Annotated in this window: 23 protein-coding genes and 2 tRNA genes; 11 read left to right on the forward strand and 14 right to left on the reverse strand. The window is 57.3% G+C overall.

Annotated elements, in window-relative coordinates; translation table 11 throughout:
- Positions 1-97: 97 nt before the first annotated feature.
- Positions 98-183 (reverse strand) — tRNA-Leu (locus GOV91_RS02565).
- 148 nt (positions 184-331) lie between these two features.
- Between GOV91_RS02565 and GOV91_RS02570 the strand changes: the two genes are divergently transcribed.
- Both GOV91_RS02570 and GOV91_RS02575 read left to right on the forward strand, forming a co-directional pair.
- On the forward strand, positions 332-910 hold the full coding sequence (locus tag GOV91_RS02570; protein ID WP_171090199.1) for a YqaA family protein: 579 nt from the start codon (positions 332-334) through the stop codon (positions 908-910).
- Entirely contained in the window at positions 907-1,374 is a 468-nt protein-coding gene (locus GOV91_RS02575) for a disulfide bond formation protein B (RefSeq protein WP_171234329.1), read from the forward strand. The genes GOV91_RS02570 and GOV91_RS02575 overlap by 4 nt, the downstream gene beginning before the upstream one ends.
- On the opposite strand, the gene GOV91_RS02580 is transcribed toward GOV91_RS02575, so the two are convergent.
- Positions 1,371-1,958: an HNH endonuclease gene (locus GOV91_RS02580; protein WP_171090203.1), complete on the reverse strand. Its 588-nt coding sequence runs from the start codon at positions 1,956-1,958 to the stop codon at positions 1,371-1,373. The two genes, GOV91_RS02575 and GOV91_RS02580, sit on opposite strands and share 4 nt — an antisense overlap.
- A gap of 213 nt (positions 1,959-2,171) precedes the next feature.
- Between GOV91_RS02580 and GOV91_RS02585 the strand changes: the two genes are divergently transcribed.
- The gene (locus GOV91_RS02585; protein WP_171234570.1) at positions 2,172-2,777 is read left to right on the forward strand and encodes an rRNA large subunit pseudouridine synthase E; all 606 of its coding nucleotides are present in this window, start codon (positions 2,172-2,174) and stop codon (positions 2,775-2,777) included.
- A gap of 32 nt (positions 2,778-2,809) precedes the next feature.
- On the forward strand, positions 2,810-3,235 hold the full coding sequence (locus GOV91_RS02590; protein WP_171234330.1) for a VOC family protein: 426 nt from the start codon (positions 2,810-2,812) through the stop codon (positions 3,233-3,235).
- A 45-nt stretch (positions 3,236-3,280) separates the two neighbouring features.
- Here GOV91_RS02590 and GOV91_RS02595 read toward each other — a convergent pair whose 3' ends face one another.
- Both GOV91_RS02595 and GOV91_RS02600 read right to left on the reverse strand, forming a co-directional pair.
- Entirely contained in the window at positions 3,281-3,946 is a 666-nt protein-coding gene (locus GOV91_RS02595) for an alpha/beta hydrolase (protein WP_171173859.1), read from the reverse strand.
- A complete protein-coding gene (locus GOV91_RS02600; protein ID WP_171234571.1) occupies positions 3,943-4,575 on the reverse strand; it encodes a DNA-3-methyladenine glycosylase in 633 nt (210 codons plus the stop codon). Before GOV91_RS02600 ends, GOV91_RS02595 begins: the two co-directional genes overlap by 4 nt.
- Before the next feature lie 97 nt (positions 4,576-4,672).
- Between GOV91_RS02600 and GOV91_RS02605 the strand changes: the two genes are divergently transcribed.
- Complete coding sequence (locus tag GOV91_RS02605) at positions 4,673-5,899, forward strand: MFS transporter (protein WP_171234331.1); 1,227 nt, start codon at positions 4,673-4,675, stop codon at positions 5,897-5,899.
- Here the strand turns inward: GOV91_RS02605 and GOV91_RS02610 are convergent, their stop codons facing one another.
- From GOV91_RS02610 to cysS, 3 genes are read right to left on the reverse strand one after another with little or no spacing between them, the layout of a single operon-like run.
- The gene (locus tag GOV91_RS02610; RefSeq protein WP_171234332.1) at positions 5,900-6,682 is read right to left on the reverse strand and encodes a squalene/phytoene synthase family protein; all 783 of its coding nucleotides are present in this window, start codon (positions 6,680-6,682) and stop codon (positions 5,900-5,902) included.
- Positions 6,679-8,313 carry a citramalate synthase gene (gene cimA, locus GOV91_RS02615; protein WP_171234333.1) on the reverse strand — a complete coding sequence of 545 codons (1,635 nt, stop codon included), beginning with the start codon at positions 8,311-8,313 and terminating at the stop codon, positions 6,679-6,681. The genes GOV91_RS02610 and cimA overlap by 4 nt, the downstream gene beginning before the upstream one ends.
- Positions 8,310-9,710, reverse strand: coding sequence for a cysteine--tRNA ligase (gene cysS / locus GOV91_RS02620; RefSeq protein WP_171173853.1), 1,401 nt, complete (start codon positions 9,708-9,710; stop codon positions 8,310-8,312). Before cysS ends, cimA begins: the two co-directional genes overlap by 4 nt.
- A 218-nt stretch (positions 9,711-9,928) precedes the next feature.
- Between cysS and GOV91_RS02625 the strand changes: the two genes are divergently transcribed.
- Positions 9,929-10,273, forward strand: coding sequence for an MmcQ/YjbR family DNA-binding protein (locus tag GOV91_RS02625; protein WP_171173849.1), 345 nt, complete (start codon positions 9,929-9,931; stop codon positions 10,271-10,273).
- 57 nt (positions 10,274-10,330) lie between these two features.
- Entirely contained in the window at positions 10,331-11,518 is a 1,188-nt protein-coding gene (locus GOV91_RS02630) for a pyridoxal phosphate-dependent aminotransferase (protein ID WP_171234334.1), read from the forward strand.
- 3 nt (positions 11,519-11,521) lie between these two features.
- Here the strand turns inward: GOV91_RS02630 and GOV91_RS02635 are convergent, their stop codons facing one another.
- Positions 11,522-12,016, reverse strand: coding sequence for an outer membrane beta-barrel protein (locus GOV91_RS02635; protein ID WP_348540099.1), 495 nt, complete (start codon positions 12,014-12,016; stop codon positions 11,522-11,524).
- A 435-nt stretch (positions 12,017-12,451) separates the two neighbouring features.
- Between GOV91_RS02635 and GOV91_RS02640 the strand changes: the two genes are divergently transcribed.
- Positions 12,452-13,996, forward strand: coding sequence for a trimethylamine methyltransferase family protein (locus tag GOV91_RS02640; protein ID WP_171234335.1), 1,545 nt, complete (start codon positions 12,452-12,454; stop codon positions 13,994-13,996).
- 45 nt (positions 13,997-14,041) lie between these two features.
- Here GOV91_RS02640 and GOV91_RS02645 read toward each other — a convergent pair whose 3' ends face one another.
- Entirely contained in the window at positions 14,042-14,287 is a 246-nt protein-coding gene (locus tag GOV91_RS02645) for a hypothetical protein (RefSeq protein ID WP_171234336.1), read from the reverse strand.
- Between the two features lie 540 nt (positions 14,288-14,827).
- Entirely contained in the window at positions 14,828-18,448 is a 3,621-nt protein-coding gene (locus tag GOV91_RS02650; protein ID WP_171234337.1) for a vitamin B12-dependent ribonucleotide reductase, read from the reverse strand.
- Positions 18,449-18,990: 542 nt separating this feature from the next.
- Here GOV91_RS02650 and GOV91_RS02655 point away from each other — a divergent pair.
- Positions 18,991-19,425, forward strand: coding sequence for a hypothetical protein (locus GOV91_RS02655; protein WP_171234338.1), 435 nt, complete (start codon positions 18,991-18,993; stop codon positions 19,423-19,425).
- A gap of 11 nt (positions 19,426-19,436) precedes the next feature.
- Here GOV91_RS02655 and GOV91_RS02660 read toward each other — a convergent pair.
- From GOV91_RS02660 to pdxH, 4 genes are all read right to left on the reverse strand, one after another.
- A tRNA-Pro gene (locus tag GOV91_RS02660) sits at positions 19,437-19,513 on the reverse strand.
- Positions 19,514-19,556: 43 nt separating this feature from the next.
- Positions 19,557-20,024, reverse strand: coding sequence for a DUF192 domain-containing protein (locus GOV91_RS02665; protein WP_171234339.1), 468 nt, complete (start codon positions 20,022-20,024; stop codon positions 19,557-19,559).
- A gap of 6 nt (positions 20,025-20,030) precedes the next feature.
- Positions 20,031-20,537 (reverse strand): cold-shock protein, encoded by a 507-nt coding sequence (locus GOV91_RS02670; protein ID WP_174836485.1) that lies wholly within the window; start codon positions 20,535-20,537, stop codon positions 20,031-20,033.
- A 142-nt stretch (positions 20,538-20,679) separates the two neighbouring features.
- The gene (gene pdxH, locus GOV91_RS02675; protein WP_171173832.1) at positions 20,680-21,285 is read right to left on the reverse strand and encodes a pyridoxamine 5'-phosphate oxidase; all 606 of its coding nucleotides are present in this window, start codon (positions 21,283-21,285) and stop codon (positions 20,680-20,682) included.
- A gap of 135 nt (positions 21,286-21,420) precedes the next feature.
- On the opposite strand from pdxH, the gene fabI reads away from it, so the two are divergent.
- Complete coding sequence (fabI, locus tag GOV91_RS02680) at positions 21,421-22,227, forward strand: enoyl-ACP reductase FabI (RefSeq protein ID WP_171234340.1); 807 nt, start codon at positions 21,421-21,423, stop codon at positions 22,225-22,227.
- Positions 22,228-22,231: 4 nt separating this feature from the next.
- The gene (gpt, locus tag GOV91_RS02685; protein ID WP_171234341.1) at positions 22,232-22,741 is read left to right on the forward strand and encodes a xanthine phosphoribosyltransferase; all 510 of its coding nucleotides are present in this window, start codon (positions 22,232-22,234) and stop codon (positions 22,739-22,741) included.
- The last annotated feature ends 64 nt before the right edge of the window (positions 22,742-22,805 follow it).

A 22,805-nucleotide genomic window follows, 5' to 3' on the forward strand; every position in this document is an offset into this window, starting at 1 on the left:
TCAATCGCGCGTTTCAAGGCAGCGCATCAAAAGCCATGACAACAAAGCGACGCAACTATCTGATCACGAGAAACAAATAGCAGGTTAAAAGAAAATGTGGTGCCCAAGGAGAGACTCGAACTCTCACGCCCGTGAAGGCGGGGGATTTTGAATCCCCTGCGTCTACCATTCCGCCACTTGGGCCACGGACACTGGATTAGCGCCCAAGCGCGGGAAGGTCCAGAGGCAAAAAACATCCCATATTCCATTTGTTTCAATCTGGGCGGTTGACGGTCCGTCAGGTGCATGGTTTGCCTTCTTGGGGCCGCTAAACGGGATTTGAGTACTGTATATGTTACGATCGCTTTATGACTGGACCATTCGTCTGGCCGAACACCCTCATGCCCTGTGGGCCTTGGCCATCGTCGCCTTTATCGAAAGCTCGTTTTTTCCGATTCCTCCTGACGTCCTGATGATTCCGATGATTCTAGCGCGTCCATCGCGCGCCTGGTTGATTGCGACCGTCGCGTTGGTGGCTTCGGTGTTGGGCGGGATGCTGGGATATGCGATTGGAGCGTTTTTCTATGAAAGCATCGGCCAGCCCATTCTGGAATCCATGGGTAAGGCACACGCGATGGAAGAATTTAACACCCGATTTAACGATTTCGGGTTCTGGGCTGTGCTGGCTGCGGGCGTCACGCCCTTCCCCTACAAGGTCATCACCATCATGTCCGGCTGGACCGGAATGCCGCTGGGCACCTTCATCGCCACATCGATTCTGGCGCGTGCCATGCGATTCTTTCTGGTTGCCGGCCTGCTTTGGGGCTTTGGCGAACCGATCCGGGACTTTATCGAAAAGCGTCTGGGTCTTATGTTCACGCTGTTCATCATCCTACTCTTTGGCGGGTTCGTGGCGGTTAAATATTTATGACAAAACAATCCGGACTTGTGGCTCTGGCCACGATTGGTTCAGCAACCCTTTTATTGGCGGCGTTCGGCTTTCAGCATTTGGGCGGGCTTGCACCGTGCAAGATGTGCATCTGGCAGCGCTACCCGCACGCAGTGGCTATCGCGATCGGTGCGGTCGCGCTGGCATTGCCAAGATTTAGTATCCTGCCGTTGCTGGGTGCAGTTGCGGCTGCAACAACCGCGGCCATCGGCGTTTTTCACGCTGGCGTCGAACAAGGCTGGTGGGAAGGCCCCAGCAGCTGCACCTCGGGCGATATCAGTGGGTTGAGCACCGATGACCTGTTCGATCAGATCATGAATGCGCCGCTGGTGCGCTGTGACGATATCCCGTGGGAGATGTTCGGTATCTCGATGGCAGGGTGGAACGCCATCGCTTCGGCAGTGCTGATGCTGATCTGGATCGCGGCCTGGCGGGCGCGCGCTTAAAACTCGTCCAGTTCCGCATCCCAATACAGGAAGTCGATCCAGCTTTCGTGCAGGTGGTTCGGCGGGAACTTCCGACCGATATTGCGCAGAGCCTCAGCATCAGGCTGACGCGGTGGTTTGCGCAATGTCATCCCCGCCTGACGCAGCGATTTGGACCCTTTGCGCAGGTTGCAGGGGCTACAGGCCGCCACCACGTTCTGCCAGCTGGTCACGCCGCCTGCCGCGCGTGGGACCACGTGGTCAAATGTCAGGTTATCGCGGCTGCCGCAGTACTGGCAGCGGAATTCATCCCGCAAAAATAAATTAAAGCGCGTGAAGGCCACGCGCTTTCTGGGTTTTACATAGTCTTTCAAAACAACGACCGAGGGTATTCGGATCTCGGTGCTCGGGCTTCGGACGACCTCGTCATATTCGGCCACGATGTCGACCCGATCCAGCCAGGCCGCTTTGATCGCCTCTTGCCAGGGCCACAATGACAGCGGGTAGTAGGACAAGGGGCGGTAATCGGCGTTCAAAACCAGGGCCGGGTGTTGTTTGAGCATACCCGGCTCTCTTACAAATTCGGTCCTGAAATCCCCGTCCATCACAGAATCGCTCCTCGCTCTCGGCTGCCCGTTTGTGACACCAGAGCGGAGAGCACCCGCCCCGGCCTTAAGATAACTATATATCGTGTTAAAACTCTGACAAGCCCTGATTTTCCACAATATGTCGCAGACTGGGTAAGCCGAATCTGTGACAGTCACATGACAGTTATCCACAACTTGCACCGGGTGCGTCCTTCGGGCTATGGGCGGGTCATGTCCTGGTTCATTCGCTTCAACAAACCTTATGACGTGCTGCCACAGTTCACGGACCGCGCCGATGCCGAAAGCCCGCGCAGCACGCTGTCCGATTTCATCGACCTGCCTGGCGTTTATCCCGCTGGTCGTTTGGATCGTGACAGCGAAGGTTTGATGCTGCTGACTGATCACGGAAAACTGCAGGCTCAGATATCAGATCCAAAGCACAAGATGGCAAAGACCTATTGGGTTCAGGTCGAAGGCATCCCTGATGAGGCCGCCTTGAAAGCGTTACGGAACGGGGTTGAGTTGAAGGACGGCCAGACGCGCCCCGCAAAGGTACGGCAGATTGATGAGCCCGAGGGACTCTGGCCTCGCATCCCACCTATCCGGGAACGAAAAAGCGTACCCGACAGTTGGCTGGAACTGACCATCCGAGAGGGCAAGAACCGGCAGGTGCGGCGCATGACGGCGGCAGTGGGTCTGCCAACCCTGCGCCTGATCCGCTATCGTATCGGAGACTGGACACTGGATGATCTGGGGCCCGGTCAATGGGACAGCCTGCCGATGCCCACCTTGAACACCGCTCCGCAGCGCAAACGTGACCGACGTCCGCGCCGGTGACAAAACCCGCCCTTTTCTGTTATACTTGGGGCATGAAACTCACGCCAGATATCCCGGCCCCTTCGGCCATTCTGGAGGCCGCGCTTTACGCAGACGATCTGGATGCGGCGGAACAGTTTTATAGCGAGGTTTTAGGGCTTGAGCGTATTCAGCGCATCAACAACCGCCATGTATTTTACCGCATCGGCGGATCTGTTCTGCTTATCTTTAACCCCAACCAAACAGAACAGCCGCCCCTCAACCCTGACATGCCTGTCCCACCTCATGGTGCGCGCGGCCCCGGACATGTGTGTCTTGTTTTGTCACGCGATGAAATCACAGTGATGCGCAAACACCTGCTGGATTGGAACATCCCCGTGGATGCCGAGTTTGACTGGCCCGGCGGTGCACGGTCTTTGTACGTGCGCGACCCGGCGGGAAACTCGATCGAGTTTGCCGAAGCGCATCTTTGGTCTTGATCTTGCACGGAACGCCAAGGCGTTCCGCTGATCTGGATGGTAAAGTTAAAGGCTCAGCTTGTCGCGCATGAAAGCCAGCGCGACGCTCAAACCATCGGGGGCAATGCCATGGCCGGTGCCTTTCATGACATGCGCGTAGATCTCTTTGAAATCCGCAGCCTGCAGGGCTTCAGCGGCCTCTGGCAGCGATTGCGGTGGCACGACGTCGTCCGCATCACCATGCACCAGCAGGACCGGCATCCGGCTGACAGTTTCGTCGGGCAGAAGATCGGGTTCCAACAACCGGCCAGAAAAGGCGACGATCCCAGCCACGGGGTCTTCGCGGCGCGGCGCAACGTGCAGGCTCATCATGGTGCCCTGACTGAAGCCAAACAGCACAACCTGCTCGGGCAGTACATCTTCGTCCACCATCAGGGCATCCAGAAAGGCGTTGAAGTCCTCAACTGCCATTTCCATACCCCGGCGCGACTCTTCTTCGGACGACCCATCGATCCAAGGAATCGGGAACCACTGAAAGCCGTTCGGCATCCCCGGAATCTGCTCGGGTGCATCTGGGGCTACAAACAGAGTATCGGGCAAATGCTCGCCCAACGGATCGGCCAACCCCAGCAGGTCGGCGCCGTTTGCGCCATAGCCATGCACGAACACCACGACTGATCGCGTGTCACCCGAAACAGGCTCTTTCCTCAGCGCATTCAAAACCCGTGTCATCTGATCCCTTCTCTTTGTTTATCAACCCGGTAATAGGCCCACAGCACCCGCGCCGCAACCGAGCGCCACGGCGACCACACTTCGGCCATTTGGCGCAGTTCCTTGTCCGTGGGGCGTTTGGGCAGGTCATAGAGAACACGCGCGGCCTCTTGCAGCGCCAGATCACCGGGTGCGATCACGTCGGCGCGGCCCAGGGAAAACATCGCATAAATCTCGGCCGTCCAGACGCCGATCCCGGACACCTGCGTCAAAGTTTTAACCACCTCGTCGTCAGGCGCGTCGCGCAATGCTTTGAAGTCAATGCGCGCCTCAGCCAACGCCCGTGCATAGCGGATCTTCTGACGGCTTAGACCCACGGCGCGCAGATCTTCATCTGTGGCCCACATAATCTTGCGTGGACCGGTCAGTTTCGCGTCCTGCAACCGTTTCCAGATTGCACGCGCGGCAGCTACGCTGACCTGCTGGCTGACAATAGCGCTGAGCAGTTGTGCGAAACCATCGGGGCGGCGGCGCAGAGGCAAAGGGCCAGTTTGTTCGATGGCATAGGCCATGCGCGGGCAAGTTTGCGCCAGCCATTCGGCGCCTTCGGCCACGCAATCTGGCGTTTCGATGATGCGGCCTACGGACATGCGGCCTCCCTGCTCGGTGTTCATGGGCACGTTAGGCGCATGTGCCGCAGATGCAAGCCGCTTGTACCCCAAAGGCTTAGCCGATAACCATTCGCCCATGACAATGACCTCAACCCTTCCAGACGACCGTCAGGCCAAGCGCAACGTAGCTGTTTTGGTGGCCGCACAGGCCATTCTGGGTGCACAGATGCCCATGATGTTCATTGTCGGGGGGCTGGCAGGCCAATCGTTGGCCTCAAACCCTTGCCTTGCGACATTGCCCATTTCCTTGATTGTTCTGGGTTCCATGCTAGCGGCCACGCCGATCTCGGCGATCATGCAGCGCTGGGGCCGTCGTGCCGGATTCCTTGTTGGAGCAACCGCTGGCGCGTTGGGTGGGCTGATCGGAGCTTACGGCTTGTTCCTTGGCTCTTTCCCTATCTTCCTTGTTGGCAGCCTGCTGACAGGTATCTACATGAGCGCACACGGGTTCTATAGGTTCGCTGCGGCGGACACAGCGTCAGACGCGTACCGCCCTAAGGCCATTTCATACGTGATGGCCGGGGGGCTGGCTGCGGCGATTATCGGCCCACAAATCGTGAAACTCACCTCTCAGGCCTATGTCATTCCGTTTCTGGGCACCTATCTGGCTGTGATCGGGATTAACGTTCTGGGCTCTGGCCTGTTCTTCTTTCTCGACATCCCAACACCACCAAAACCCACAGAGAACGAGCCCAAAGGACGTTCACGGCTTGAGTTGCTGAAAACACCACGTATCGCAGTCGCGGTCATCTGTGCGATGGTGTCTTACGCCCTGATGAATCTTGTAATGACCTCGACCCCGCTGGCCGTCGTTGGGTGCGGATTCTCGGCCAACGACGCAGCGGATATCGTTACAAGCCACGTGTTGGCCATGTACATCCCTAGTTTCTTTACCGGCCATCTGATCGCCCGCTTCGGGGTAGAGAAGATCGTGGCACTAGGCCTTGCCATTTTAGCAAGCGCCGGGGTTGTTGCTTTGCAAGGGGTTGAACTTGGGAACTTCTTCCTCGCCCTTGTTCTGCTGGGCATCGGGTGGAACTTTGGCTTTATCGGCGCGACTTCGATGCTGGCAGACTCGCATGACCCGCAAGAGCGTGGCCGGATGCAGGGTCTGAACGACCTGCTGGTTTTCGGAGGTGTCACATTGGCGTCGCTGGCGTCGGGCGGGTTGATGAACTGCTCGGGCGGCTCTGCGATCGAAGGCTGGACAGCGGTTAACCTGGCCATGGTTCCGTTGCTAACATTAGCGGGTGGCGCGTTGCTGTGGCTGGTGCTGCGTCCCGCCGACCCGGAACGGGCCTGATCACCAGCGCCCACTGCTGACCGTCCACATCAGGGACAAGCGTTGCCGCATTTCGCCCGGTATCAAACTGCCAGAAGCAACACGTTCAGGCCGCGCAACAGCCTCTTTCAACGCCCATTCAGCCAACCACCCTGCCGCAAGCGCTGGACGGGCTTCGACAGAGATCGCAACCCGGTTTGCCCGGGCCTTGTTAAGACGCTCCAGCGCAGATTGCGCAAGGGTTTGCACACCTTCCGGGGTGCCGTCCAACAAAGGTATCCGACCCCTGTTTTCCAGCTCGGGGGTCGCGCGAAGCCAGTTTGCAACACCAACGGCATAACCAAAATCGCGCAACACATCCTCGTCCGCGACACCCAGCGCTTGAGCAGAGGCCACAAACAAAGACCCCGCGCTATGGTTGATATAAGCGTCAAAGTGTTCCTGGCCTTCAAACGGATCCCGATAAATATCCCAACGCCTTACAGCCACATATTCATCCAGAACACCGGCCAGATGAGGCGAAAGCACACGCGATAAGGGCGTTACAACTTCATGCCGTCGCACAGTGGCGCCTTCGGCAATCTCTTGCAAAGCGTCGCGCCACCATTGCAGCCGCATCTCGGCAATCATCGGTTCTTGCGTGACCCAGGGCGCGCGCGCCACTTCGACGTTCAACGCGTATAACGGGAACAGAACGGCACGGGCCGCCACCGGGGCTGCCATTGCGGCACGGAACCGGTCAGGATCAGCCCGTTGCACCAGCGCGGCACAGGCTTTGACGTCGTCGTCAAAGACCGCGCTCACTCAGCTGCTGCCTTCTGCGGATCGCAATCGCGCACCAGTTTCCACTGAATCGCATCCAGCAAAGCCTCGAACGATGCATCGACTATGTTCGCGCTGACGCCCACGGTAGACCAGTGCCGCCCCTGCCCGTCTTCGCTGTCGATGATGACACGCGTGACCGCTTCGGTCCCGCCTTGTGTGATCCGCACCTTGAAGTCGACCAGTCGCATATCTGACAGGACTTGCGAATACCGCCCCAAATCTTTGGCCAAGGCTTTGGCCAGAGCGTTCACAGGCCCCCGGTCACTGCCGGAACCATCCATGGACTCGCTGACGGACAGCTTCTTTTCACCGTCCACTTTCACTACAACAACAGCCTCGGACAGGCTGACCATCTTGTTGTACTTGTTCTTCCGCCGCTCAACCGTGACCTTGTAGCGTTTGACTTCAAAGAACTCGGGCAGTTGTCCCAGCTCGTCCCGCGCCAACAGTTCGAAACTGGCTTGCGCAGTATCATAGGAATACCCATCCGCTTCACGCAGTTTGATCCGTTCAAGGATCCGACCGAGCGCGGGATCACCCGCCTCGACGCTCAACCCGGCTTCGGTCAGACGTTTGCGCAGGTTCGACTGCCCGGCCTGGTTCGACATTGGAATGATGCGTGAGTTGCCCACACTTGCAGGCTCGACATGTTCATAGGTCGATGGGTCCTTGAGGATCGCACTGGCATGCAGTCCGGCCTTATGCGCAAAGGCAGACGCCCCCACATAGGCCGCCTGCTTGCTGGGAACCCGGTTCAGAACGTCATCCAACATCCGGCTGATACGGGTCAGCCCCGCCAGAGCATCCAGGCTGACGCCGGTTTCAAACTGCGAAGCATAGGGTTCCTTCAGCAGCAGCGTCGGGATCAAAGCGGTTAGGTTGGCATTCCCGCAACGCTCGCCCAAACCGTTCAGGGTGCCCTGAATTTGGCGCGCACCTGCTTCTACGGCCGCCAGGGAACAGGCCACCGCGTTCTCGGTGTCGTTATGTGTGTGAATACCCAACCGATCACCGGGCAGACCTGCTGCGATCACGTCTGATACGATCCGCCCAACGTCCGACGGCAAAGCGCCTCCATTTGTGTCGCAAAGGACCACCCAACGCGCGCCAGCGTCCAGCGCGGCGCGGCAGACCGCGACCGCATAATCCGGGTTGTCCTTGTAGCCGTCAAAGAAATGTTCGGCATCAAACAGCGCTTCGCGACCCTGCGCCACGATTTGTGCGACCGAGGCACGGACGTTCTCGACATTGTCCTCAAGCGAGATCCCCAGCGCATGGGTCACGTGATAATCGTGCGATTTGCCCACCAGACAGACGGCCTGCGTGCCCGCATTCATCACGGCTGCAAGCACATCATCATTCTCGGCCGAGCGCCCTGCCCGCTTGGTCATTCCAAACGCCGTCAGACGGGCTGAGGTCTTCGGTGCAACCTCGAAAAACGCGCTGTCGGTGGGGTTCGCACCGGGCCAGCCGCCTTCGATATAATCCACTCCCAAAGTATCCAGAGCCTGAGCGATCTGCACCTTTTCGGCGGTGGAGAACTGAACGCCCTGCGTTTGTTGCCCATCGCGCAGGGTGGTGTCGTAGAGGTAGAGGCGTTCTTTGGTCATAAGACCTCCTCCAACTTGGAGGCATCAAACCCGGCACCGGGCACCAGTTCCACACCTTCCTTGCTCATGCGCACTTCAAGCCCTGCCGCGATATACGCGGCCTTGAGGCGGTCAACTTCCGAGAAGTCCTTGTTCTGCATGGCGGACGCCCGTGCGTTGGCCAAACGGTCAGCATGTGCAGTCAAGTCAACAGATGCCGTATCCGCCCACGCGCCCATCTCTGGCAGCAACAGCCCCAGCAACTGCGCGCTCGCCAACAGACCCTCTGCGTCACCGTCCGATGCAAGACGGTACAACTCGGTCATTGCACCTGCAGTGTTCAGATCATCGCTCAGTGCCACCACCACCGCAGGTGCCGCGCTGGCGGCGGGCTCGACGCCCGCTGTCAACGCCCGCCACTTGCGCAACGTCGCTTCGGCCTCACGCGCCTTTTTTTCGGTCCAGTCCATCGGCTTGCGGTAATGGGTCTGCAGAAACACAAACCGGATCACCTCACCCGGCACGCCTTGTTCCAACAGATCGTGCACGGTGAAGAAATTGCCCAGCGATTTGGACATTTTCTTCCCTTCGACCTGCAGCATCTCATTGTGCAGCCAAACCCGCGCAAACTCACCTTGCGGGTGCGCGCAGCAGCTTTGGGCGATCTCGTTCTCGTGGTGCGGGAACATCAGGTCGTTGCCGCCGCCGTGAATGTCAAAGCTCTCGCCCAGCAACTCATAGCTCATTGCCGAGCATTCAATGTGCCAACCAGGACGCCCCCGACCCCACGGGCTGTCCCAACCCGGCAGTTCGTCGGTTGACGGCTTCCACAACACGAAATCCATCGGGTTCTTTTTGTAGGGTGCCACCTCGACCCGAGCGCCTGCGATCATGTCATCGACCGAGCGGCCCGACAGCTTGCCATAGCCCTCTTTCCAACTGTCGACGGCAAACAGCACGTGGCCCTCGGCGGCATAGGCATGGCCCTTAACGATCAGATCCTCGATCATTGCAATCATCTGGTCAATGTATTGGGTCGCACGCGGCATCTCGTTGGGTTCAAGAGTTCCCAAAGCGCCCATATCGTGCAGATACCAGCCGATGGTTTCGTCAGATCGTTCCTGTACCAACTGCTCTAACGAGCCTTCCGCGCCCGCCTTTTTACGCGCCAGCGCGGTGGCGTTGATCTTGTCGTCGACGTCGGTGAAATTGCGCACATAAGTCACGTGATCCGCGCCATAGACATGACGCAGCAGGCGGTACAGCACATCAAACACCACCACCGGGCGGGCATTGCCCAGATGCGCGCGGTCATAGACCGTCGGACCACAGACATACATCCGCACATTTTCAGGGTCGATCGGAGCGAAGTCTTCCTTCGTCCGCGTCCGTGTGTTGTGCAGCTTGATCGTCGTCATCGGTCGGGCTCCTCAGAAACAGCATGTGCTTGCGCGTTGGCGCGGGCTTAGCAACTTGTCTCAGGGATGAAAACGAAAGAAACCGGCCCGCTTGATAAATCAGCAGGTAATGCAGCAGATAATGATGCAGGTCATCGGGTTCATGTCCTTCGGTTAGCACGGGTTGATCCTCAAGCCAAGTATTGAGTTTGCGCGCCGCCTCAGTCACCGTGCGGACCATGGACCGAGATTACGTCAATGCGATTTGCAAGGAATTCCCCGGGGCCGCGTTGTCGGACCCCTGGGGCGGCGGGCACGGTGCGTGGAAAATCGGTGGCAAGATGTTTGCCTGCATCGGTACGGCAAATGACGGGGTTTCTGTCAAAACGCCCGACGCGGAAACGGCCCAGATGGTGATTGACGCCGGTGTGGGGGTGAAAGCCCCCTATTTCCACCGCAGTTGGGTGCGCCTTCCGTTTGATGCTGATCCTGAGGAACTGCGCCACCGCCTGACGGTGTCATACGACATTGTCCGGGCATCGCTGACTAAAAAGCTGCAAGCGACATTGCCGCCGCGAAGCTGATTGACAAAGCTCTGCCGCTCTGTCCCATTCAGCCAAAAGCTATCCCGGAGCAGTGGTATGAAACTCTCTAAACGCATCACGCAGATTACAGGCGGCGGCAGCGACGGCTGGGACGTGTTCTATCGGGCCCGTCGGATGCTGAGCGAAGGTCAGGCCGTGACCGAGTTGACCATCGGCGAACATGACATCCGAACCGATCCATCGATCCTGCATGCCATGGACCTGTCCGCCCGCGAAGGACATACGGGTTATGCCATGGTGCCCGGAACAGATCTTCTGCGCGACACAGTGGCGGCACGGGTGCAAACGCGGACGGGCGTCCCAACAACGCGCAACAACGTTATGATCACACCCGGCGGCCAGTCTGCGCTGTTTGCGGCCCATATGGCAGTTTGTGATCCCGGTGATGTGGGGCTGTTCCTAGATCCCTATTACGCCACCTATCCCGGAACGATTCGCGGGGTCGGAGCAGTTGCCCGCGCAATTCAGACCGCAGCAGAAGACGCCTTTCAGCCCTGCGCCGAACGGATCGATGCTGCGGCTGACGGTGCTGTTTCACTTTTGATCAACACACCAAACAATCCAACCGGGGTTGTTTATTCCCGCCAATCGCTTGAAGACGTTTCCGAAATTTGCCAGCGACGCGACCTGTGGCTGATCTCGGATGAAGTCTATGACACGCAGGTTTGGCAGGGAGAACACCTGTCGCCGCGCGCTCTACCCGGTATGGAGGATCGGACGCTTGTCATTGGTTCCATGTCCAAATCCCATGCCATGACGGGATCGCGCTGTGGTTGGATTGTCGGCCCCGAAGAGGTCATCGCCCATCTGATCAATCTGGCCACCCACACAACCTATGGCGTACCAGGCTTCATACAGGACGCGTCCAGTTATGCTCTGACCGCAGGACACGAGCTGGAGGAAAAGATCGCCGCCCCGTTTCGTCGTCGACGTTCACAGGCCGTGGCGATTCTTCAGGATCAATCCACCGTTGGCCTGGTGCCCGCACAGGGGGCGATGTACCTGATGCTGGACGTGCGCAAGACCGGGTTGTCCGGGGAAAGTTTTGCCAATGCTTTGTTGGACACGCACAGCATTGCCGTCATGCCCGGAGAAAGCTTTGGCTCAGCCGCCGCCGGGCATGTTCGGGTGGCCATGACTGTTGAAGACAACCGTTTCGCTAGCGCACTGAAAACGCTGTGCTCTTTTGCCGAACAGCTCGCGCAGCGTCACGCTGCGGAATAGTATTCAAAAACGAAACGTTGTTCGTAAATTGAAAACGTTGGAATCCAGACTGCCGCTGGAACGGGTGACATCGTCGAAATTTTGCCGCAACGCCTCGCCGCTGATCACAAAGTTTTCTCCAATCGGGTACGCCACGCCGATGCCATAAACCGCTGCCGTGTCGCTGTCGACCGAGGTTTCAGCCCGCGCCGCCCCGACAACCACATAGCCAAGCGCGTTGCCGAAATCATATCCACCGCGCAGCTTCAGACGAGTCATGCTGTCCAAACTGCCTTGGGACGAGCCCAAATCCAACGAGAGCCGGTTGTATTCCAGCTCACCACCCAGGACAAAATTCCCAAAGTCCTGATCATAACCAATATGCGCACCAAAAGCGGTGTCATCACCGCTGGAGCCGCCCGGTCCATCCGCATCCGCATATCCAAAGCTGAGGCCCACATAACCACCTGTCCAATCTTCGGCAAAAACCGGGCCTGCGCTGGCGAGACAGGTCGCCACGAACAGGACAGAAAGAGGTTTTTTGCACGGGTACAAAATTATGTCGCTCTTGTTTCGATCTAAAGACGCAAACTTATTCTAATCTGCGTTTCGCTTCATCAGAATTCAATTCTAGGGTCACAAAACTCAAAAGTAAGTGAATGCAGTATAACAGAATTCTTCCAAAACGGGAGAAAATCTGCCCGATCCTCCTTTATCCGGCAGCAAACCGTCACGATGAGCTGCAAAAACCAACAAAGGTCGTAAACAGGACAGATTGTGTCGTAGTGTTTTGGAAGGCTAAGGCCAGAAGTTGAGAACCCGAATGACAGACCACGACTGGAAAATCAGCCTGATCAGCCGCACCATTGGTGCGGATCGTGGACGTGCCGCTCGGGGACGGCCGTAAGGGGATATTCCGCGCCCCAAAGCATCACTCAACAACCGGATCAAGACATGAACGACCAATCCCGCAACACGTCACGCAGCGGAGGCCGCGCTGCACGCCGTGCCGCCCGCGCAACGGCCCTGCCCGACCATCTTCGCCCCGTGCGCCCTGGAATGAAGGGCGGAGTTCTAAATGTTCTGACGCAGGCACAAATTGAACGTATTCACGAGGCCGCACTGACCGCGCTGGAAACCATCGGTCTGGCTGACGCCCCGCAAAGCGGTATCGACTACCTTGTAAATGCAGGCTGCACCCTTGGGGACGATGGACGCATTAGATTTCCACGCGCTTTGGTCGAGGACACTATCGCCAAAGCTAACCGCGCGGTTACATTGTACAGCCGTGATGGCAAAACCGATCTTGAGCTGTCAGGCACCAAAGTTCACTACGGCACTGCCGGCGCTGCCGTGTCCATGGTCGACGTGCATGGGCGGGAATACCGCGATTCAACTGTGCAGGACCTACACGATGCCGCGCGAATCTGCCAGCAACTTGATAACATTCACTTTGTTCAACGCCCTATGGTTTGCCGCGACATCGCCGACAACCTGGAAATGGACCTGAACACGATCTATGCTAGCTGTTCCGGCACTTTCAAACACATCGGGACATCGTTCACGGAACCCAGCCACGTCGCGCCCGCGATGGAGATGATCTACATGATCGCGGGTGGTGAGGATAAGTACCGCGAGCGGCCATTTGTATCGAATTCGAACTGCTTTGTGGTTCCCCCCATGAAGTTCGCCACTGAAAGCTGCGAAGTGATGGAGGAGTGCATCAAGGCCGGAATGCCTGTCCTGCTTCTTTCAGCCGGGATGGCCGGTGCCACAGCGCCGTCGACCATAGCCGGAGCCATCACTCAAGCGACCGCCGAATGCCTTGCCGGACTGGTTTACGTAAACGCCGTAAGTCCCGGAGCACCAGCCGTTTTTGGGACCTGGCCCTTTGGCTTGGACCTTCGGACAGGTGCGATGTCCATTGGGTCGGGCGAACAGGCGTTGCTGACGGCTGGATGCGCACAGATGCACCGGTTCTACAACCTACCCGGCGGAGCAGCAGCCGGAGCGTCGGATTCCAAACTGCCGGACATGCAAGCCGGATGGGAGCAGATGTGTTCCAACGTGATGGCGGGTCTGTCCGGTCTGAACATGGTCTACGAAGCGGCGGGCATGCACGCCTCTTTGTTGGGTTTCTGCTTTGAAAGCCTGATCCTCAGCGATGACCTGATCGGTCAGGCGCAGCGCTGCGTACGGGGCATCGAAGTGAACGATGAAACCCTAGCTCTGGACCAGATGGCCGAGGTCTGCATGGGCGGCCCTGGTCACTATCTTGGAACGGAAGCTACGCTCAGCCGGATGCAAGCTGACTACGTTTATCCCACATTCGGAGATCGATCGTCGCCAAAAGAATGGGTCGAGCTTGGCAAACCGGACCTGATCGACAAGGCAACGGCGCGCAAGGAAGAAATTCTGTCTGCGCCATCCGAGGCCAAGTTCGATCCGCTGCTGGACATGGAACTGCGCGAAAAGTTCGTGATTCATCTGCCAGCCTAATAGGCAGCGAGAGGCGGCCCGAAACCTATCGGGCCGCCTTGGGATTTATCCGTCGCTGGGCGGAAGCAGCCCTGCCTCTTGCGCAACGGCCACCTCATCAGCGTCCAACGCGCCATCACCATTGGCGTCCATCGCCGAGAAGGTATCGGCGTCTACATTCGGTACGACAGCCTGAACTTCCTCGATGGTCAGAACGCCATCGCCATTGGCATCGGCTGTAGATTGGGCCGAGACCAGTCCCGGCAAGGTTAGAGCAGCGATGGAAATTCCAATCAAATACTGCGGTTTCATTTTTGGTGCCTCCTGATAGGTTGGTTTTGTTTTTGTCCGGACAAGCCCCAGAAACAACAAAGCCTCGCACCACGTCACCCGCATAGCGCGACCAGCAGGGATTCGCGCCAATCCTTGCGTGTTTGACCGAGTCGGCATCGCAAAGTGCCGCCGAGCAAAATTCCGCCAGACCTGTATCGGCAGGTCTTGCCACACGCGCCGCGCACGATCTGGCGAAACACCGCTTAGAACAGCGACCGCGCGAAAAAAGAAAGGGGGCCGAAGCCCCCTGTCAGTTTCGCCTTCCAGGCTCATATCGTTGACCGCCCGGTGTTTTTTTGCCTGCGGCCTGGACTGCGCATGGGACGAGCGCACCCGCCCCGTGAAAGAGTGGGAGGGAGCAAATATTCCGCCCCACCCTGTTCCCGGCCAACACGGGCATGTCAGCCGAGTGGAGAAAGGTCATCAGGTAAGTCTTACGTCCTTTCTCCGTATTCGTCGGGGTCGGTTACCTAGGGCAGCGTCCGACCCCTACGCCCCGGGGTGCCAGGGCGTTAAAACTTAGCTACACCCGCTTGTCGCGCCGCAGGTGTTGCACTTCATGCAGGTGCCGTTGCGGACAAGCGTGTAGTTTCCGCATTCACCGCAGGGGTCACCTTCGTAACCCTGCATCTTGGCCTTGGTGCGGGCGTCCATTCCCGTGGCCGCAGCACTTTCCGCAACGGGTGCCTCGAAAGCAGCGGCCGTTTCAGCCATACCGCCTAAGTCTACCTGACCCGCATTGAACACGGCCAAATCCTGAGGCAGACGTTTGCGCAGATAACCGGTCGAGCTGATTTGTTTCAGCACTTCCAACGACTTGGACGCAGCGCTTTCACTGATTTCCGAGATGTTCGATACACCTTCCTCTTCGCCCCGACCCAGATCGTCAAAGGTCGCACCTTCGGGTTTTACATGGGCCAGATCGGTACGGTCCAGATAGGACACGGCCAATTCGCGGAAGATGTAATCTAGGATCGATGTTGCGTTCTTGATCGAGTCGTTGCCCTGCACCATCCCTGCCGGTTCGAACTTGGTGAATGTGAAGGCGTCGACGAACTCTTCTAGCGGCACACCGTATTGAAGGCCGACCGACACGGCGATGGCGAAGTTGTTCATCATCGCCCGGAAGCCAGCGCCTTCCTTGTGCATGTCGATGAAGATCTCACCCAGCTTGCCGTCTTCGAACTCACCGGTGCGCAAATAGACCTTGTGACCGCCCACGATTGCCTTTTGGGTATAGCCCTTGCGGCGATGAGGAAGTTTTTCGCGATGGCTGCGGATCATTTCTTTGACCACAACCTTCTCGATCACTTTCTCGGCCAGAACAACGGCTTTTTCCTGCGTCGAGCCGCTTTCCAGCACCTCAGCCGCCTCGTCGTCATCCTCGACCAGCGCGGCCGCCAGAGGCTGCGACAGTTTCGAGCCGTCACGATAAAGCGCGTTGGCCTTCACACCCAGCGACCAGCTGAGCTCATAGGCCTTCTGGCAGTCCTCAATGGTTGCGTCATTCGGCATGTTGATCGTCTTCGAGATCGCGCCCGAGATGAAGCTTTGCGCCGCCGCCATCATGGTGATGTGGCTATCAACCCCAAGGAAACGCTTGCCTTTCTTGCCGCACGGGTTGGCGCAGTCGAAGATCGCGTAGTGCTCTTCCTTCAGGTGCGGCGCGCCTTCCAGTGTCATGGTTCCGCAAACGTGGTCGTTGGCTGCGTCGATATCCGCTTTGGTGAAGCCCAGATGGCGCAATAGGTCGAAGGTCGGGTCATTCAGCTTGGTCGCTGGAATGCCCAGAACGCCGGTGCAGAAATCCTCGCCCAGCGTCCACTGGTTAAAGACAAAGCGGATGTCGAAGGCGCTTTCCAGCGCGGCGTCCACCTTGGCCAGTTCATTTGGGCCAAAGCCATGACCGGTCAGCGAGGTGTGGTTGATCCCCGGCGCGTTGCCGATGGTGCCATGGCCGACTGCGTAGCCCACGATCTCTTCGATCTGGGATGACGAATACCCCAGCTTTTCCAGCGCCGACGGCACCGAGCGGTTGATGATCTTGAAGTAGCCGCCGCCCGCGAGCTTCTTGAACTTGACCAGAGCAAAGTCCGGCTCGATCCCGGTTGTGTCGCAATCCATCACCAGACCGATGGTGCCGGTGGGCGCAATCACAGTGGCCTGTGCGTTGCGATAGCCGTTCTTCTCACCCAGGCTCAGCGCTTCATCCCAGGCCGACATGGCCAGATCGACCAAACGCTTGTCCGGGCAGTTACCGTGATCCAAAGGCACTGGCTTCACGGCCAGCTTTTCATAACCCTCGGTAACCCCCTGCGACGCGCGGCGGTGGTTGCGGATGACGCGCAGCATGTGGTCGGCATTGCGCTCGTACCCCTTGAACGGTCCCAGCTCACCAGCAATCTCGGCTGAGGTTGCATAAGCCACACCAGTCATAATCGCGGTCAGCGCACCACAGATCGCACGGCCTTCATCCGAGTCGTAGCTGTAGCCCATGTTCATCAGCAAACCGCCGATGTTGGCGTAACCCAGACCCAGTGTGCGGAAGTCGTAAGACAGCTTTGCAATTTCCTTGGACGGGAACTGCGCCATCGTCACCGAGATTTCCAGCGTCAGGGTCCACAGACGCGAGGCATGCATGTAATCCGCTGCCTGGAACTCACCATCCTTCAGAAAGGTCAGCAGGTTCATCGACGCCAGGTTACAAGCCGTGTCATCTAGGAACATATATTCCGAGCACGGGTTCGAGCCGCGAATCTCGCCGTCCTCGGGGCATGTGTGCCATTCGTTGACGGTGTCGTGAAACTGGATGCCCGGATCGGCACAGGCCCATGCGGCGTGGCCAACCTTCTCCCACAGGTCACGTGCTTTGACTGTGCGGGCGACCTTGCCATCGGTGCGGTTGATTAGCTCCCAATCGGCGTCCTTTTCGACGGCGGTCAGGAACGCATTGGTGACGCGGATCGAGTTGTTCGAGTTCTGACCCGAGACTGAGCTATAAGCTTCGGAATCCCAATCCGTATCGTAGGTCGGGAATTCGATACTGTTATGGCCCTGCTTGGCGTAATCCAGAACACGCTTGATGTAAGTTTCTGGAATTGCGACCTTTTTCGCTTCGCGCACCGCCTTCTTCAAGGCGTCGTTTGCGTTTGGATCATACGCGTCGTCAGCAGATCCGTCCCACGAACGAATAGCCTCGAAAATACCGTTCAGCATCTTCTCGTGCATCTTCGATCCGGCAACAATCGAAGCCACTTTCTGCTCTTCGATCACCTTCCATTCGATGAACTGCTCGATGTCCGGGTGATCCGCATCAACGATCACCATCTTTGCTGCTCGACGGGTTGTGCCGCCTGATTTGATCGCGCCAGCGGCACGGTCGCCGATCTTGAGAAAGCCCATCAGGCCCGAAGACTTGCCGCCACCTGACAGCGCCTCGCCTTCGGCACGCAAATGGCTGAAGTTGGTTCCGGTGCCCGAGCCGTATTTGAACAGGCGCGCCTCGCGCACCCACAGGTCCATGATGCCGCCTTCGTTCACCAGATCATCATCAACGGACTGGATGAAGCACGCGTGCGGCTGCGGATGTTCGTAAGCGGACTTCGACTTGGTCAGCTTGCCGGTCTTGTAGTCGACATAGTGGTGCCCCTGCGCCGGGCCGTCGATCCCATAGGCCCAATGCAGACCAGTGTTGAACCACTGCGGCGAGTTCGGTGCGGCGCGCTGGGTTGCCAGCATGTAACGCATCTCGTCAAAATAGGCGCGCGCGTCTTCTTCATCCGAGAAATAGCCGCCTTTCCAACCCCAATAGGCCCATGCACCTGCCAGACGGTCGAACACCTGCTTGGACGAAATTTCTCCGTCAAACTCCGCACCTTCGGCAGGCACCGAACGCCACAGGAATTCTGGAACGTCCTTTTCTTTGACCTTCTTCAGCTTGCTGGGAACACCTGCCTTGCGGAAGTATTTCTGAGCGATCACATCGCTTGCCACCTGCGACCAGCTTGCGGGCACTTCGATGTTGTCCAGACGGAAAACAATCGTTCCATCCGGATTGCGGATTTCAGACGTTGCAGACACAAAATCCAGGTCCGAGTAGGCATCCTGATCTGGTTTGGTGAATTTTCTTTCAATCTTCATGTCCGCAGCCCTGGTTAAATTCCGCCCAATGTTCAGTTCCCGACACCAAATCTTGTGTTGCAGGGTGCCGCCCACAACGCCCAGAGTCTTACGGACAAGGGTATCCTTCGCTGTCAAAGACAGCGGAAAAACCGCAAAAACGGCGCACTTAAATTAGATGTGCTTTCCGACCCTCGCCTGCTGCCTCTTCCAGCTTGAACACCAGATATTGTGGCAATCTCTTCGGCTCATACAATTTGACGTATGAACCCATAGAAGGTCAACGCCCTTTTTCCGTCTTTTTTGAAATCTTTTTTGTTGACCTGAGAACGTTTCAAGTCCGCCACCCAATTGCGCGCGATTCCTCCACAGGATCATCCACGGCAAAATTCCGCCGAAACCTTTAAGTCTCAAAACGAATTCCCGTTTTTACCAGCATAGTTATCCGTGTTTGATCAACCAAGACGGTGCCGATTAAGCTGGCTGGGAATCAATTGCATTTCCTCGCAACCAATCGCGTTCACGAGTCGCCAGTTCGTTCGATTTTAAAAAGGTCCAACCTGATGAAGCTGTTAGCCTATAGCCTGATCCTGATCTGTATCGTGGCCTGCGCACCACAAGATGTGCCCATTGCATCACGCAGCGCACAGTTTGACGCCTATCCCCAAAGACTGTTCGAAAGCTTCGAAACCAGTTGTACCGGGCCGGGGGAATCTTTTGAGAAAACAGGAAACCAGAAGTTCGAGTGTTACGAAATCCTGCCTGCAAAAGCATCCGCCTTTTTGATTCTGAACTATGACGGCAATCCACAGGACCTGCCGCAAAGCGTCACGCGCTTAACCTCGACCAAGAACACAGCGGGATACCGCGTGGATGCAAACGTGTTCTTTGAAGTTCCGCAGAAAGACGGATCCGTGATCGAAGTGCCTTTGGAAAGCCCCACACTGGATCAATCGATCAGCAGGCTGTTTCAAGCCATGGGCGGATTGCCCTCATGATATTGAGGAAGTGGTCGGGGCGGCAGGATTCGAACCTACGACCCCCTGTACCCAAAACAGGTGCGCTACCAGACTGCGCCACGCCCCGGACCGTGCGCCTTCCTAACGATGCCAATCTGATTTGAAAAGCCCTAACAGGGCCAAATTGCAGGACCTTGCGAAAAAATTTCATGCTGCATCTGCGTGCCCGGCGTAATTGAATAGCGAGCGGACAGTCCGGCGTTGATTTCCAGCACTGCAAATACGGAATCTCCGCCTTCGATTGGGGTCAGATCACCGGGAATCGCCCCCTCATGCACCCGAGTAACTGTGCCAGTTCGATCCACGAAGATCATATCCAGCGGAATCAGTGTGTTCTTCATCCAGAAAGCTACGGGTTGCGGCGGGTCAAAAACAAACAGCATCCCGGATCGATTCGGAAGTGACTCGCGAAACATTAACCCTCGCGAACGCTCTTGCGGTGTCACCGCCAGTTCGATGTCAAATCGTACCGTCGCCGCGTCATTCCGCAAAGAAACCTGATCAGCGCGACACGCGGCAAACGCCCCACCTGCCCAAAGCGTAAAGAACAGGGTCAGAAGCGTCAGAAACCGTCTCATGAGAAATCAGCCGTCCAGCGCGGCTTCCCAAGCCAGCACCTGAGCTGCCATCCGGCCTCTTTTGCCATCGATTACACGCATGGCCAGCGCTTCGCCCGGTTGAAGGTCAGCGAGGCCTGACCGGCGCAGAACTTCTATATGAAGGAAGACATCTTCGCCCCGACCAAAGACGTTCGCAAAACCGAAACCCTTGCCTTTGTCGAACCACTTAACCCGTGCCGCTTCCAACGGGGCCTCGGCAATAACCACCGGGTCCAGTTCGGCAAAATCGGCCAGCATCATCGAGTCGGTTCGTTCGGGAGGATCAATCGCAACGACCTCGACCGCCTGAACACCACGGTCCGTGCGATGAGTCATGATTTCAATCCCCGCGCCATCGGCGACAGAACTCTGGCCGAAATTGCGCAACACATTCACGTGCAACAGGATGTCCGGACCACCTTCGTCGGACACGACAAATCCGTACCCCTTGGCGGGATCGAACCATTTAACGTGTCCACGGACGCGATACATATTGTTCAGGTCTTCTGGCACGGTTTTCCCATCGCGAATTTTAGCCGTTCGTTAAGGGTTTGTTGTTTATGGGAATGGCAGGCAATTTCAAGCTGAAAAAACTGTTTATTTTCGGTCTGTTGCATTTCACGACACGTGAACGTCATGGATTCAACCTTTCCACATGCCATACCGATCCCGGCTCATTACGCTTCCATCTGAACCGGTCATGAAGGCGAAATGCCCCGTCGGCCCAGAATTCAATTTCAGTAGGCGTCAATCGGTACCCGCCCCAAAACGGTGGACGGGGCGGATTCGGACCCAGCTTAGCAGTCACCTTGGCCACCTCAGCCATCAAGGCTGTACGGCTTGATAGGGGTTGAGATTGCTTCGACGCCCAGGCCCCCAAACGGCTCTTCAGCGACCTCGATGCGTAATATTCATCCGCCTGAGGCCCATCTTCGCGGGTGATTGTACCACGAACACGCAATTGTCGCCGCAAAGATTTCCAATGCATGACAAATGCGGCCTTCCCGGCGGCATCCAGTTCGGTGGCCTTTGCGCTTTCGTAGTTCGTATAAAATACAAACGAATCCGCTTCGATTTCCTTGAGCAGAACCATACGCGCGTTCGGCAAACCATCCGAGTCGACGGTGGCCAGCGCGATCGCATTGGGATCGTTCAATTCTGTCTTTTCAGCCTCGGCAAGCCACCGGCCCGCTATTTCAAACGGATCGGAGCCAGCAAATATGCCATCGCGCTCGGTCATTTCCATCCCCTGGAAAGTATTAAAGACGAACCTAAGGCGAGAACCCGCTGCGAGCAAGAGCGCACGGCCTTGAAGCAACGCTACCAATGGCATAAACCAACTCAACACATCGCGAAGACAGGCGGAGAACCACACATGTCAAATCAGTTGATGGCCGGCAAACGCGGCCTCATCATGGGACTGGCCAATGACAAATCAATCGCATGGGGAATCGCCCGCGCCTTGTCCGATGCCGGGGCCGAGCTTGCTTTTTCCTATCAGGGCGATGCTTTGAAAAAGCGCGTCGACCCGCTGGCCGCCCAATTGGGCAGTGAAATCGTTCTGCCCTGTGATGTCAGCGACGAGGCGTCGATCGATGCGCTATTCACCGCGCTGGAAGAAAAATGGGGCAAACTGGACTTTGTGGTTCATGCCATCGGCTTCTCTGACAAAAATGAGTTGCGCGGACGTTATGTCGATACCAGCCGGGCGAACTTCAAACTGACCATGGATGTGTCGGTTTATTCGTTCACAGCCGTGATGCAACGCGCCGAAAAGATGATGGGCGAAGGCGGCAGCGCCGTCACCCTGACCTACTATGGTGCCGAGCAAGTCATGCCGCATTACAATGTAATGGGCGTCGCCAAAGCCGCACTTGAAGCGTCGGTAAAGTATCTGGCCGAGGATCTGGGCAAAGACGGCATCCGAGTCAACTCGATCTCTGCCGGTCCGATCAAGACGCTGGCGGCCAGCGGCATCGGCGATTTCCGCTATATCATGAAGTGGAACGAATATAACTCGCCCCTGCGCCGCAACGTGACCATCGACGATGTGGGCAAGTCAGCCCTCTACCTGCTGTCGGATCTGTCCAGCGGCGTGACCGGAGAAAACCTGCACGTGGATTCGGGCTATCACATTGTCGGCATGAAGACCGTCGATGCACCCGACGTGGAAAAGGGCTGATATCATGAGTGCCAAAGACCGCCTGCCCCACGAAAAAGGCTTTCACATCAGCTGGGATCAAATCCATCGCGATTCGCGCGCATTGGCTTGGCGGCTTGATGGACAGGGCCCAAACGAAGGCGCCTGGCGCGCTGTTGTTGCCATCACACGTGGCGGCATGGCGCCTGCAATGATTGTCAGCCGCGAATTGGACATCCGCACCGTCGATACGATCAGCGTGCGGTCTTATCACCATCAAGAACAAGGCGAGGCCGAAGTTTTGAAGGCACCCGACGCGGATCTGATGGGTGATGGAACTGGCGTTCTGATCATCGACGACCTGGTAGACAGTGGTAAAACACTGGAGTTGGTCCGCAGAATGTACCCCAACGCGCATTTCGCGACGGTTTATGCGAAACCCAAGGGCCGCCCGATGGTAGATACGTTCATCACCGAGGTCAGTCAGGACACGTGGATCTTCTTCCCCTGGGACATGGCGTTGCAATATGTCGAACCCTATCGTGGGACAGACTAACCTCTTTTCTGCTCTCAAATACTTAAAAGCGTGAGGCGGAGCCTCGCATAAAGACTGGCACACC

The sequence above is a fragment of the Ruegeria sp. HKCCA6837 genome (assembly GCF_013034475.1).
GTDB lineage: Bacteria > Pseudomonadota > Alphaproteobacteria > Rhodobacterales > Rhodobacteraceae > Ruegeria.